Raw genomic sequence first — 14,058 nt, forward strand, 5'->3', positions numbered from 1 at the left:
GCGTCGAGGGGTGATCCGTCCCCGCCCTGCCAGGGCGTGCCGCACCGTCCAGTCATCATCAGGAGTTCCCGTGCCAGAAACCCGATTCCTCCGTCGGCGGCCGGCGCTGGTCGCCGCCACCACCACCCTCCTGCTCGTCGGTGCCGTCGCCGCCCAGACCGAAGCCTCGGCGGCTGCCGCCGGATGCCAGGTCAGCTATGCGGTCAGCTCGTCCTGGCAGGGCGGCTTCGGCGCCAACGTCACCATCACCAACCTCGGTGACGCGGTGAACGGGTGGCGACTGACCTGGAACTACGCCGCCGGACAGACCATCACCCAGCTGTGGAACGGCAGCTACACCCAGGCCGGCGCCCAGGTCACCGTCACCAACGCCAGCTACAACGCCACGATCCCCACCAACGGCACCGCCAGCTTCGGCTTCAACGGCGCGTGGACCGGCAGCAACCCCGCCCCCACCTCGTTCAGCCTCAACGGCACCACCTGCACCGGCGGGGTGAACCCGACCACCGGACCACCGCCGACCACGCCCCCGCCGACCACACCGCCGCCCACCACCCCGCCACCGACCACCCCACCGCCGGGCACCAGCCAGCCGTGTGACATCTACGCCGCCGGGGGCACCGCCTGCATCGCGGCGCACAGCACCACCCGGGCGCTCTACGCCGCCTACAACGGCTCGCTCTACCAGGTGCGCCGGTCCTCGGACAACACCACCCGCAACATCGGCGTGCTGTCGCCGGGCGGGCGGGCCAACGCCGCCAGCCAGGACAGCTTCTGCGCGAACACCACCTGCGTCATCACGATCATCTTCGACCAGTCCGGACGCGGCAACAACCTCGGCTACCAGGGTGCCGGCGGGGTCGGTGGCGCCGTCCAGCCGGCGGTGGCGAACAAGGAGTCGCTGACGGTCGGCGGCGACAAGGTGTACTCGCTCTACATCCCCGGTAAGAGCAGCTACTGGCGTGACGGTCACCTGACCGGGGTGCCGACCGGCGCCGCGCCGGAGGGCATGTACATGGTCACCAGCGGCACCCACGTCAACAGCGGCTGCTGCTTCGACTACGGCAACAGCGAGACCACCCGGCGGGCCGACGGCGCGGGCGCGATGGACGCGATCTACTTCGGCACCAGCTGCTGGTTCGGTGGCTGCTCCGGCTCCGGCCCGTGGGTGCAGGCCGACCTGGAGTACGGCCTCTACCCCGGCGGCAGCAGCTCCTGGAACTCCAACCAGCGGGCGTTCACCAGCAAGTTCGTCACTGCCACCCTGAAGAACAACGGCACCTCCCGGTTCGCCATCAAGGGCAGCAACGCCCAGTCCGGCAGCCTCTACACCCTCTATGACGGGTCGCTGCCGCGCGGGTACAGCCCGATGAAGAAGCAGGGCGCGATCATCCTGGGCAGCGGCGGGGACTGCTGCATCGACAACACCAACCAGAGCGTCGGCACCTTCTACGAGGGGGCGATGGTCGCCGGCTACCCGTCGGACGCCACCGAGAACGCGGTACAGGCCAACATCACCGCCGCCGGCTACCGCTGACCCGGTGATCGAGGAGGTCCGATGCAGCACCGTGTCATCCATTCAGCGACCCGACGGGCGGCGGTCCTGCTGGCCGCCACCGTCGTGCTCGTGACGAACCTGGTCGGCGTCGGCAGCCCACAGCCGGCGCAGGCGTGGGACAACGGCGTCGCCGACACCCCACCGATGGGCTGGAACAGCTACGACTCGTTCAACTGGAGCGTCACCGAGGCCGACGTCCGGGCCAACGCCGACTACATGGGCGCCAACCTGCGCCAGTACGGCTGGCAGTACATCGTCGTCGACTGGGCGTGGTACTTCCCCGGGCAGCACAACGGCAGCCCCAACCAGGATGCCAACCTGCAACCCCGGCTCCGGATGGACGCCAACGGGCGGCTGCTGCCCGACACCACCCGGTTCCCGTCGGCGGCCGGCGACAACGGGTTCAAACCGCTGGCCGACCACGTGCACGCCCAGGGGCTGAAGTTCGGCGTCCACCTGATGCGGGGCATCCCCCGGCAGGCGGTCGCGGACAACGTGCCGATCCTCGGCACCTCGTGCCGCGCCAACCAGATCGACGCCGGCAACAGCGCGGCCTGGCTCAACCTGATGTGGGGGCTGGACATGTCCAACCCCTGCGCGCAGGCGTACCTCGACTCGGTGTTCCAACTGCTGGCCGGGTGGGGCGTCGACTTCGTCAAGGTCGACGACATCGCCGCGCCTACCTACCGGCAGGCGGAGGTCGAGGGTTACCGGACGGCGATCGGGCGCAGCGGCCGGCCGATGGTGCTGAGCCTGTCGCCGGGGGCCACGCCGCTGTCCGCCGGCCCGCACGTGCAGAACAACGCGCACATGTGGCGGATCGTCAACGACCTGTGGGACAACTGGTCGTCGGTGGACGCCCTGTTCGACCAGTTGCGCAACTGGACGCCGTACCGCAGGGCGGGGGCCTGGCCCGACCCGGACATGATCCCGATCGGTCGGCTGTCGAAGCACGGCCCGGTCGGCTCGCCGCGCTACTCCAACCTCAGCGCGGACGAGCAGCGCACCCTCATGTCGCTCTGGGTGATCAACCGGGCGCCGCTGATGTGGGGCGGCAACCTGGTGGAGAACCGGCCGGCGGAGCTGGCGTTGATGACCAACAGCGCGGTGCTGGCGGTCGACCAGCGCAGCGCCAACAACCGCCAGCTCACCGGCGGCACCCGGCAGGTGTGGGTCGCCGACGTGCCGGACAGCACGGACCGGTACGTCGCGCTGTTCAACCGGGAGGGCGCGGCGGCCACCGTGTCGGTGAACCTGGCCGACCTGGGCATCGGCTCGGCCACCGCCACCGACCTCTGGTCCGGCGCGGCCCTGGGCACCTCGACCGGGACGTTCAGCCGTTCGCTGCCCGCCCACGGTGCCGGGCTCTACCGGCTGACGCCGCAGACCACCACCCCGACCCCGACGACGTACACGCTGACCGCCCGGCACAGCGCGAAGCTGCTCGACGTCAACAACGCCGCCACGACCGACGGCGCGAACGTCGTGCAGTGGGCCGCGAACGGTCAGGCCAACCAGCGGTGGCGGTTCTCGGACGTCGGCGGCGGCTGGTCCACGGTGGTGAGCGTCAACAGCGGTAAGTGCCTCGACGTCTACGGCGGCGCCGGCACGACCGCCGACGGAGCCCGGGTGGTGCAGTGGACCTGCAACGGGGGCACCAACCAGCAGTGGCGGATCCAGGACGTCGGTGACGGCCAGGTGCAGCTGGTGGCCCGGCACAGCAACAAGTGTCTCGACGTGCTCAACGCCGGGCTGACCGACGGGGTGCAGGTCGTGCAGTGGACCTGCGGCGCCGGCACGAACCAGCAGTGGCGGCGTACGCCGGTGTGACACGGCGCAGGGGTCTGCGTCGGTGAGGCAGGGCGCAGGGCCGGGGAGTGAACCCGGCCCTGCGCCCGGTCGGAGGTCGCCCGGGGTGTCCGGGCGCGACGGGGCTCCGGGCGGAGCACCTCTGCGGGGGTGCGCCGCCCGGAGCCGCCGGTCGTGTCGGTCAGGCGGCGGTGCAGGTCGGGGTCACACCCGCCGCGCTGCCCGTGCCCTGGAAACCGAACTCGGTCGACTGACCGGCACCGAGCGCACCGTTGTAGTCCACGTTCGTGAACCGCACCGTCCCGGAGTTACCACTGGCCGTCGCCGACCACGTCCCGGTCACACTCGTCCCACCCGGCAGGGTCACGCTCACCGTCCACCCACGGGTACCCGACGAACCCGCGGTCACCTTCACCGTGGCCACGAAACCACCCGTCCACGAGTTCAACGACACCGACGCCGAACACCCGCCCGTGGCCGGCGGAGTCGTCGGCGGCGGCGTGGTGGTGGGGTTCGGCGGCGGGGTGGTGGGGTTCGGCGGGGTGGTCGTCGGGTTCGGCGGCGGCGTGGTGGGGCTGGCGCTGTCGAAGCCGAGGAAGCGGACGGCCTGGGCGGCGTCGAACGGGATGGAGTGCCCGTAACCCTGGAAGCTGATCGCCTCCACCGGCGCGGTGCCACCGGTGCCGCCGTAGCGGGTACGGGTGGCGCTGGTCTGCGGGTAGTCGGTGGAGCTGGGGGTCTGCGCGACACCGAGCACGTTGGTCCACTGCTTGACCTGCTCGCCGAAGTTGACGTAGCTCAGCGTGGTGTCCGTGGTGCCGTGCCAGATCTGCATCCGGGGCCGCTTGCCGGTGTAGCCGGGGTAGGCGTTGCGGACCAGGTCACCCCACTGCTGGGGGGTCTTCACGATCCGCCCGCCGGAGCAGTCGCTGTTCCACTCCGAGCCGTTGGTGGTGGCGAAGCAGCCGAACGGGACACCGGAGGAGCTGACCCCGGCGTTGAACACGTCCGGATAGACCCCCGCCATCACGTTGGTCATCATCGCGCCGGAGGAGAACCCGGCGACGCCGATCCGGTTCGCGTCGACCGGGTAGCGGTTCCGCACGTAGTCGATCATCGACTTGAGGCCCACGGGGTCGCTGCCGCCGTTGCGCCGCAGCGCCTGCGGGGAGGAGACGTCCCAGCACTTGCTGCTGCGGGTCACCGACGGGTAGATCACGATGTAGCCGTAGCGGTCGGCCAGCGAACTGAGCCCGTAACCGGTGTGCAGCGCCGGGCCGCTGCCGGTGCAGTAGTGCAGGGCCAGCAGCAGCGCCGGCCGGGCGGCCACCCGGTCGGGCACGTACAGGTGCATCTGCAGGTTGGTCGGGTTGGTGCCGAAGTTGGTCACCTGGGTCAACGTCGCGGCCGACGCCGGGTTGGGGGCCGCGACCACGGCCGTGACGGTCGCCAGGGCGGTCGCCAGCGCGGCGGCCAGCAGTGCGAGTCGGGGTTTCATCGGCGGTTCCTCTGTCGGAGTCGGTGGTCAGCGACGGACGACGGGCCCTCCCGGCGTGCGGGACGACGGTCCGGACTGGCCCGGTCCGGGGCTGGCCGACGATGGTCCGGCCGGGGCGCGTCGCACCGGCCGGCGGGTCGGGGGTGATGCACCGCCGGCCCGACCCGGGTGCGCCCGGGTCGGGCCGGCGGCGGTGGTGGTAGTCAACTGACGCTGGTACTCAATCTGACGGTGGTGCTCAGCTGGCGGTGCAGGTCGGGGTCACACCCGCCGCGCTGCCCGTGCCCTGGAAACCGAACTCGGTCGACTGACCGGCACCGAGCGCACCGTTGTAGTCCACGTTCGTGAACCGCACCGTCCCGGAGTTACCACTGGCCGTCGCCGACCACGTCCCGGTCACACTCGTCCCACCCGGCAGGGTCACGCTCACCGTCCACCCACGGGTACCCGACGAACCCGCGGTCACCTTCACCGTGGCCACGAAACCACCCGTCCACGAGTTCAACGACACCGACGCCGAGCAGCCCGCCCCGCCCGGAGGCGGCGTGGTCGGGTTCGGCGGGGTCGTCGTCGGGTTCGGCGGCGTGGTGGTCGGGTTCGGCGGGGTGGTCGTCGGGTTGCCCGGGCCGGCGTTGAGCGCGTTCAGCACCGAGTCGTACGCCGGCTTCTTGTTGCCGTTGCAGTCGAACAGCAGCGCGTTGTCGGAGCCGCGCCACGAGTCGCAGTCGCGCACCCCCCACACGGTGATGCCGGCGCACTGCGGGATGGCCATGCAGGACCGGGTGACCGTGCCGAAGATGTTGGCCTGGTTGCCACCGGTCATCACGTCCAGCTCGGTGATCTGGACTTCCACGCCGAGGTCGGCGAAGCGCTTGAGGTTGGCCTGGTAGTCGCCCGGGATCGTGGTGCCCAGGTGGGACTGGAAGCCGACGCAGTCGATCGGCACACCCCGGGACTTGAAGTCCCGCACCATGTTGTAGACGCCAGTCGACTTCGCGTTGACGCCGTCGGTGTTGTAGTCGTTGTAGCAGAGCTTCGCGCCCGGGTCGGCGGCGCGGGCGGCCCGGAATGCCGCCTCGATCCAGTCGTTGCCGGTGCGCTGCAGGTTGGAGTCACGACGCCCACCGCTGCCACCGTCGGCGAACGCCTCGTTCACCACGTCCCAGGCATAGATCTTGCCGCGGAAGTGGGTGGCGACCTGGGTGACGTGGTTGATCATCGCGCTGCGCAGTGCGCTACCCGACATGCCCTGCGCCCAGCCCGGCTCCTGCTGGTGCCAGAGCAGCGCGTGGCCACGCACGCTCATCCCGTTGGCCTGGGCGTGGCTGACGATCCGGTCGCCGCCGGTGTAGCTGAACCGGCCCTGCTGCGGCTCGGTGGCGTCCCACTTCATCTCGTTCTCGGCCACGATCGAGTTGAACTCGCGGTTGAGAATGGTGGTGTAGGTGCTGGTGGACAGCTTGCCCGTCGCGACCGCCGCGCCGAAGTAGCGGCCCTTCTCGGCCGCCGCCGCCCGCAGGGTCGTCCCGGCGCTGGCGGAGGGGGCCATCGCCAGCGTCATTCCGACGGTGAGTGCGCCGGCGACGGCGAGGGTCGCCGTCGCTAGCAGGGCTCTCTTGGGTCTCATGTCGCATCCTTCTCGGTGTGGGTGCAGCGGTGGTGGTGTTGGGATGCCCGACTCCCCGTGCGGCGGACCGCACCGGCCGGCGTGGTACGCCGCCCGGTCAGCCACGGCGCGGACGGGCGGAGACCCCGCCGTGGTCCACGCACGCGATCGACACCGGTGACCTCGACGCCGAGGGCGCAGCCCGGGCCGGCGGGAGGATCGCCCGTACGGTGGAACGGCGTGGCGCCGCCCGAAAAGGGAGCCATGATCCTCCTTGTCAGAGGAGACCGGGCCGGCCGGGCGGAACCGTCCGACCCCATGCGTACGGGGCCGGTCGCGCCGCCACCGGCAGTTGCTGACGGGAATCCTGATCCGACGTCCCGCATGCCCTGGGGGGACGTCGCGATCCAAGGTGCGACCAGCACGGCTCGCCCGGTGAGCCATCAGGCGCTGTCGTCCTCGCATCGACTGTGAGCGATAACATGTCATTCGTCAAGTCGTAGCGATCTGTCCGGGTCGATCCGACCGTCCACCGTCGCCGCCGGGGGCCAGCGGGCCGGGAGTTTCTCGCGGCGATCGAGATCGGCACGCGGATCGGCACACCACGCCCGCCCGACCGGGTCCGGCGGGCGGTCCGGGTGCGGACCGGGCAGCACGCGGGCGGTCGCGGGGCGGCCGTCCCCTCAGGTCGCCGGGGGCGCGGTGCTCTGCCGGACGGTGAGGGTGGTCGCCAGCTCCAGGCGGACCTGGCCGGTCGGCTCCCCCCGGCCGAGCGCGAGCGCCAGCTCGGTGGCGGTGGCCGCCATCTCGATCAACGGCTGGTGCACGGTGGTCAGCGCCGGGTCGACCAGGGCGGCCATCGGCAGGTCGTCGAAGCCGACGACGCTGAGGTCGGCGGGAATCCGCAGCCCCAGCGACCGGGCCGCCTGGTAGACGCCCAGGGCCTGCAGGTCGTTGCACGCGAAGATGGCGGTCGGCCGGTCGGGCCGGCGGAGCAGGTCGAGCGCCGCGGCCTGGCCGTCGGCGGGGTTCAGGCCGGTGTGCACGACCAGGTCGGCGGTCACCGGCAGGCCGGCCGCCTCCAGGGCGGACCGGTGGCCGTCCAGTCGGGCCCGGCAGCACAGGACGTGTTCCGGGCCACCGATCATCGCGATCCGTCGGTGACCGAGCCCGATCAGGTGGCGGGTGGCCGACCGGCCGCCGGCCCAGTTCGTCGCACCGACGAACGGCACGTCCTCGGGCAGCTCGGTGGTGGGGTCGAAGACCACGAACGGGATGCCCCGGGCCCGTAGCCGCTGGTGGTCCTCCGCGCCCAGTTGGGCCACCATCACCAGGCAGTCCGGTCGGCGGGCGAGGGTGTCGTCGATCCAGTACCGGATCGCGTTGCGTTGCGGCCCGAACTCCGTCAGCACGACGCCGACGCGCTGCTGCCGGGCCGCCCGCTCGACGCCCCGGATGATCTCCAGGCCCCACATGTCCTCGATCTCGTCGAAGACCAGCTCCATGATGTTGCTGCGGGTCGCCGGGGCGGTCCTGCGGTAGCCGTGGTGGCTGATCGCCGCCTCGACGCGGGCCCGGGTGTCCGCCGCGACACCGGACCTACCGTTGATCACCTTCGACACGGTCGGAATCGACACGCCGGCTGACTCCGCGATCGCCGCGATCGTCACCGGTCTGGTCGGATCGACGAACGACGCCAGGTCGCCGCCCGGCCTGCCCGACTCGACGTGCCTCAACCCGGCCTCCTCCTCTGCGGCGGCTGCCGGTCGGGCCGGCATCGCCACGCGACCGGGCCGCCGGCACCGTTCAGGGAAACCAGGATAACCCGGCGGTCGGCGTCCGGCCCCGACGCACATTCGGGGGTACGACCAAAAGTTTCCGTCATCTGTCGATCTGAACGAAGCACCTTCCGGTGTTCCCGTGTCGCCAGCGGGGCCAGACCAGCGAGTCCGGTCCCGGACAACCCGGGAACTTCCCCTCCATTGACGTGCGTCAACCGACACTTGTATGGTCTGCGACGGAAACTTTCCGAGTCCATCCTCCGATTGTTTCCAGGCGGGAGCCTCGCCATTCCGTACGGACGCACTGGGCAGCGTCCGTATCCGCCACGCCCGGCCGTGCCGTCGGACAGTCACGCCCGCCCGGCGCAACCCCGTTCTCCTGGTTGCGGTGGCCCGGTGCGGTGGCCCCACCCGATCCGGTTCACCCCGGACCCGTCAGGGCGGCCCGGTCGGCGAGACGTCCGACGACCCCAACCACCGTGCCACCATGGCGAGGAGTTCCCAGATGAGTTCACACCACCTCCGAAGAATGCGGCGGCGGGCCGGCCTGCTCGCCGGCGCACTTGCCGCACTGCTGTTCGCGGGCCTGATGATCACCGGCAGCGCCCAGGCCGCCGCCGGCTGCCGGGTGGCGTACACCGTGCCGTCGCAGTGGCAGGGCGGATTCACCGCCGACGTAAAGGTCACCAACCTCGGTGACGCGATCAACGGCTGGACGCTGACCTGGGCCTTCCCGGCCGGCCAGCGCGTCACCCAGGCGTGGAACTCGACGGTCACCGCCGCCGGCAGCCAGGTCACCGCGAAGAACCTGAGCTACAACGCGGCGATCGCCACCAACGGCACGGTCTCCTTCGGCTTCAACGGGTCGTGGACGGGCAGCAACCCCGTACCGACCTCGTTCACCCTCAACGGCGTCGCGTGCACCGGGAACCCGAGCGGCACCCCGACCGCCAGCCCCACCCAGACCCCGACGCCGACGCCGACCCCCACCCCGACGCCGACGACCTCCCCGTCGCCGTCGCCGGGTGGGGACCCGATGGCGACGGTGGCGGCGATGCAGCCCGGCTGGAACCTGGGCAACACCCTCGACGCCATTCCCGACGAGACCGCGTGGGGCAACCCGCTGACCACCCAGGCCCTGCTGCACCAGGTGCGCTCACAGGGCTACAACAGCATCCGCATCCCGGTGACCTGGACCGACCACACCGGTCCGGCGCCGACCTACACCATCGATCCGGTCTGGTTGGCGCGGGTCCGGCAGGTGGTCGACTGGTCGCTGGCCGAGGGCTTCTACGTGATGATCAACCTGCATCACGACTCCTGGCAGTGGATCAACACGTACCCGGGCGACCGCACCACCGTCCTGAACCGGTACAACGCGTTGTGGACCCAGATCGCAGCCACCTTCCGCGACCACTCGGCCAAGCTGGTCTTCGAGAACATCAACGAGCCGCAGTTCACCGGCACCTCCGACGACGCCCAGGGCGACGAGGTGCTGCGGGAGCTGCACCTGGCCTTCGTCCGCCTGATCCGCCAGTCCGGCGGCGGCAACGCCACCCGGCTGCTGGTACTGCCCACCCTGCACACCAGTGGCGAGCAGGCCCGGATGGACGCGCTGAACACCACGCTCAGCCAGCTGCGCGACCCCAACATCGCCGCGACCATCCACTTCTACGGGTACTGGCCGTTCAGCGTCAACATCGCCGGCGGCACCCGCTACGACAGCAACGTCGAGCAGGACCTCGTCGGCACCTTCGAGCGGGCCCGCGCCTCCTTCGTCGCCCGCGGCATCCCCGTGATCATCGGTGAGTGGGCGCTGCTCAGCTACGACTACACCCGCCCCGGCATCATCGAACGCGGCGAACTGCTGAAGTTCTTCGAGGCCGTCGGCTACCACGCCCGCACCCGCAACCTCACCACCATGCTCTGGGACGCGGGATCCTTCCTCAACCGCCCCACGTTGCAGTGGCGGGACCAGGGCATCTACGACCTGATGAAGGCGAACCTGACCACCCGCTCGGCCACCGCGTCCTCCGACCAGGTCTACCTGCCGCGCAGCGGCACCATCACCAGCAGGTCGCTCACCCTCAACCTCAACGGCACGTCGTTCCAGGGCCTGCGGCAGGGCAGCACCAACCTGGTCAACGGCACCGACTACACGGTCTCCGGCAGCACCCTCACGCTGACCGCGTCGGCGCTGAGCCGGCTGGCCGGCAACCGCGCCGCCGGGGTCAACGCCACCATCGAGGCCCGCTTCTCCCAGGGCGTGCCGTGGCAGATCAGCATCATCTCCTACGACCCGCCGACCCAGTCGGCGGCCAGCGGCACGACCAGCTCGTTCGCCATCCCCACCCAGTTCCGGGGTGACCAGCTCGCCACCATGGAGGCCAAGTACGCCGACGGCAGCGGCGCGGGACCGGCCAACTGGACCTCCTACAAGGAGTTCTGGACGCACTTCCAACCGGACTACAGCGCCAACACCATCCTGCTGAAGCCGGAGTTCTTCGCCGAGGTCAACGACGGCCCGGTCACCCTGACCTTCCACTTCTGGAGCGGTACGCAGAAGACGTACCGGATCACGAAGTCCGGGAGCACGGTCACCGGCAGCCCGGCCTGAGCCGGCCGGGGCGTCGCGGACGATGGACCGCGACGCCCCGGCCAATGGGGTGAGGGTGTCCCTCCGGGCCTCTGGGGCACCCTCACCCCGCCGGGGACCATGGCCACGGCACCCCGTGGAAGGCCGCCTCGACCAGCAACGCCTCGATGCCGGACAGCAGCCCCTCGGCCCGCTCGACAGACAGGTAGCGGGTGTCGGCGGTGACGACCAGTTCCACCGCGCCCGGGGCGTCGAGCACCTGCACCCGGCACCGCCACGCGAACCGGTCCAGCTCCCCCACCCAGCGGAACGCGCCGGGCGTCACCATCGCCCGCAGGCCGGCCTCGTCCGGACCGGCCGCGCCGGGCCCGACCTCGGGGGCGAGCCGGGTGTCGTTGAGGTAGCACAGCGGGGCCAGCACGCTACGGTGGTCGTGCCCCAGCTCGGTGAAGGCACGCTCGAACTCGGCCGGGTCGTAGTAGGCGTGCCGGTAGGCGTCCAGGGCCGCCCGCCCGGCCCGGGACAGCAACTCGGCGAAGTCCGGTCGATCGACCAGGTCGAGCCGGCAGAGCCCGATCTGGTTCAGGGTGGCGACCGCCTGGTCGTACCCCGGCGGGAAGCGGTTGTTCGCCATCACCACCATCCCGCAGGCATCCTGCCCACCCCCGCTCAGCACCGCGGCGGTCGCGGCCAGCAGGACGGTCGAGGTGCTGACGCCGTGCCGGGCGGCGACCAGCCGCACCGCGTGGTGGACGGCCGGGGAGACCAGCGAACCCCGCCGGTAGCGGGGCGTCGACCCCGCTCCGGTCGGATCGGCCAGGTCCATCGGCAGGCCCGCGAACTGCCTGGTCCAGTACGCCACCGCCCGCTGCGAACGCCGCCACTGCACCGTGCGCTCCCGCGCGGCGAGATCCAGCGACTGGAGCCCGGGCGGGCTGTCCAACACCCCCCGTAGCAGCAGCAACCGCAGGTCCCGCAGGACGATGCCGGCGGCGTGGAAGTCGACGGCGCAGTGGCTGAACACCAGCACGACCTGCCGTACCCGATCGTCCACGGTGACCAGCGCGACCCGCAGCGGATACGCCACGGCGTGGTCGAAGGGCACCCCGGCCAGCCGCGCGGCCAGCTCCGCCGCGGTGCGCGCGCCGTCCGGGTCGTCGGCCGGCCGGGGTACGGCGTGCACTCCGACCGGCAGCCGCCCGGCCGCCGACGCCACCTGGCACAGCTGCCCGTCGTGCGGGCGGACCCGGGTGCGCAACGACTCGTGCCGGGCGAGGAGCGCCCCCACCGCCCGCACCGCCCGGGGCACGTCCACCCCGGCCCGTGCCGACACCGCCAGCGTGCGCGGCAGGGTCAGCACCCGGTAAGCGGCGGGCGCCACGAACTCCGCCACCGTCCGCCACATCGCCCGCTGTCCCCACGTCAACGGCGCGGTCGCGTCCCGACCTCCGTCGAACTCGGCGTACGCCACCCGGTCGCCGCCGGGCCAGGCGTCGCCGCCCGTCCCCCCGGTGGGCACCGGCCCGGCAGCCGGGGACGGCCCGGCGGTGAGCGCCGACTCAGCGGCCGGGGACGGCCCGGCGGTGAGCGCCGACTCAGCGGCCGGGGACGGCCCGGCGGTGAGCGCCGACTCAGCGGCCGGGGACGGCCCGGCGGTGAGCGCCGACTCAGCGGCCGGGGACGGCCCGGCGGCCGGAGACCAGGGCCAGGGCACCTCGTGGAAAGCGGCCTCCACCAGCAACTCCTCCAGCCCGCGCAGGAACGGTTCGACGGCGTCCAGCGTCCGGTGCCGGGTGTCGACCGTGAGTGTGACACCCACCCCCGACGGCTCGTCGACCACGTGGGTCAGCAACTGCCAGGACGCCTGGTCGAGCCCCGTCGTCCAGGAGAAGGTGCTCCGGCCCGTGGCGGCCCGCAGCGTGTCCCGGGTCACCACCGGCACCCGGTCGACCCCGCCGAGGGGCAACCTGATGTCATTGAAGTAGTAGTGCGGCTGGAACGCCGACGCCGGGTCGACCCCCCGTTCGACGAATGCGTGCCGCAGCGCGACCGGGTCGTAATACGCGTGCCGCAGGCCGTCCAGGGAGGCGCTCCACACCCGGGACAACAACTCCCCGAAATGGGGGCGACCGGACAGATCCAGCACACCGAAACCGATCTGGCCGAGATTGGCGACGGCATTCGCGTACCCGGCGCGAAATCGATTGTGGGCCATCGGGAATAAGCCGCGACGGTCCTGCCCGTCACCACCGGCGGCCATCGCCACCACCCCGGCCAGCAACACCGCGGAGCCGCTGACCCGGTGCCGGGCGGCGATCAGCCGGGTGGCCGTGTCGACGGCGGAGGAGACCAGCACCCCGCGCCGCCACGGCGGGGCCAGGCCCGGCCCCGGCTGCGCGGGCGGCGACGTCGGCAGCCGGTCGAACTCCCGCAGCCAGTGCCCGACCGCCCGCGCCGAGCGGTCCCGGTCGGCCCCGTGCTGCCCCCGCGCCACGTCCGCCGACTGCGGTCCGGCGGGGGTGGACACGTCACCACGCAGCATGATCAGCCGCAGGTCCCGCAGCACCGTCTCGGCGGCGTACGCGTCCACCGTGGAGTGGCTGAACACCACCACGACCTGTCGTACCCGGTCGTCGACCGTCACCAGCGCGACCCGCAGCGGCCACTCGGCGGCGTGGTCGAAAGCGACGTCGCCGAGCCGGCCGGCGGCCTCCCGGGCGGCCTCTGCGCCGTCGTGCGCCCCGGCGCAGACCAGCAGCGGCAGCGCCCCGGCCGCCGCCGTCTCCTGGCGTGGCTCCCCGTCGACCTCCCGGACCCGGGTGCGCAACGCGCCGTGCCGACCGACCAACGCGCCCACCGCGCGGGCGACGCCGGGCACCGCCGCCCCCGCCCGCCGGGACACCGGGACGGTACGGCGCAGGTTGAGAAAGACGTGGTTCGAGCCGTTGCGGGCGATCGAGCGCCACATCACCCGCTGGGCCCAGGTCAACGGGGCCACCCCGGCACCGTCGCCGGCGAACTCGGCGTGGACCAGGGTCTCGGACGCCCATTGCGCAGGCACCACCGCGTCGGCGAATCGCATTCCCGACCGTACGACGTGACGAACGTCGCCGAATCGCTCGAAGGTGCTTTCCATAGTGGACCGATCAGCCGATCCGACGGTTCGCACCCGACGTGCACACTACTGGCCACTGCCCGCACCGTTTCGAG

The 14,058-nt window shown here is 71.7% G+C and carries 7 protein-coding genes; 3 read left to right on the plus strand and 4 right to left on the minus strand.

Annotated elements, in window-relative coordinates; translation table 11 throughout:
- Positions 1–70 precede the first annotated feature (70 nt).
- Complete coding sequence (locus ACQP2H_RS18400; protein ID WP_219462914.1) at positions 71–1,537, plus strand: arabinofuranosidase catalytic domain-containing protein; 1,467 nt, start codon at positions 71–73, stop codon at positions 1,535–1,537.
- Positions 1,538–1,558: 21 nt separating this feature from the next.
- The gene (locus ACQP2H_RS18405) at positions 1,559–3,388 is read left to right on the plus strand and encodes an alpha-galactosidase (RefSeq protein ID WP_433228209.1); all 1,830 of its coding nucleotides are present in this window, start codon (positions 1,559–1,561) and stop codon (positions 3,386–3,388) included.
- Positions 3,389–3,548: 160 nt separating this feature from the next.
- Here the strand turns inward: ACQP2H_RS18405 and ACQP2H_RS18410 are convergent, their stop codons facing one another.
- The 3 genes from ACQP2H_RS18410 to ACQP2H_RS18420 all read right to left on the minus strand — a co-directional run bounded on the left by ACQP2H_RS18410 (position 3,549) and on the right by ACQP2H_RS18420 (position 8,207).
- Entirely contained in the window at positions 3,549–4,865 is a 1,317-nt protein-coding gene (locus ACQP2H_RS18410) for an extracellular catalytic domain type 1 short-chain-length polyhydroxyalkanoate depolymerase (RefSeq protein WP_433228211.1), read from the minus strand.
- 238 nt (positions 4,866–5,103) lie between these two features.
- Positions 5,104–6,492, minus strand: coding sequence for an endo-1,4-beta-xylanase (locus ACQP2H_RS18415; protein ID WP_208566767.1), 1,389 nt, complete (start codon positions 6,490–6,492; stop codon positions 5,104–5,106).
- Between the two features lie 662 nt (positions 6,493–7,154).
- Positions 7,155–8,207, minus strand: a complete 1,053-nt coding sequence (locus tag ACQP2H_RS18420; RefSeq protein ID WP_244252077.1) for a LacI family DNA-binding transcriptional regulator — start codon at positions 8,205–8,207, stop codon at positions 7,155–7,157.
- 550 nt (positions 8,208–8,757) lie between these two features.
- On the opposite strand from ACQP2H_RS18420, the gene ACQP2H_RS18425 reads away from it, so the two are divergent.
- A complete protein-coding gene (locus tag ACQP2H_RS18425; protein ID WP_255597625.1) occupies positions 8,758–10,869 on the plus strand; it encodes a cellulase family glycosylhydrolase in 2,112 nt (703 codons plus the stop codon).
- An 82-nt stretch (positions 10,870–10,951) separates the two neighbouring features.
- Here ACQP2H_RS18425 and ACQP2H_RS18430 read toward each other — a convergent pair whose 3' ends face one another.
- Entirely contained in the window at positions 10,952–13,930 is a 2,979-nt protein-coding gene (locus ACQP2H_RS18430; RefSeq protein ID WP_433228213.1) for a condensation domain-containing protein, read from the minus strand.
- Positions 13,931–14,058: the final 128 nt, after the last annotated feature.

Origin of the sequence: Micromonospora sp. CA-248260 (assembly GCF_050942205.1) — a bacterium.
GTDB classification, from domain to species: domain Bacteria; phylum Actinomycetota; class Actinomycetes; order Mycobacteriales; family Micromonosporaceae; genus Micromonospora; species Micromonospora antibiotica.

Coding starts and splice junctions, on each gene's coding strand:
- ACQP2H_RS18405 (WP_433228209.1), top strand. CDS start 1,559: ATGCAGCACCGTGTCATCCATTCAGCGACCCGACGGGCGGCGGTCCTG.
- ACQP2H_RS18410 (WP_433228211.1), bottom strand. CDS start 4,865: ATGAAACCCCGACTCGCACTGCTGGCCGCCGCGCTGGCGACCGCCCTG.
- ACQP2H_RS18415 (WP_208566767.1), bottom strand. CDS start 6,492: ATGAGACCCAAGAGAGCCCTGCTAGCGACGGCGACCCTCGCCGTCGCC.
- ACQP2H_RS18425 (WP_255597625.1), top strand. CDS start 8,758: ATGAGTTCACACCACCTCCGAAGAATGCGGCGGCGGGCCGGCCTGCTC.
- ACQP2H_RS18430 (WP_433228213.1), bottom strand. CDS start 13,930: ATGCGATTCGCCGACGCGGTGGTGCCTGCGCAATGGGCGTCCGAGACC.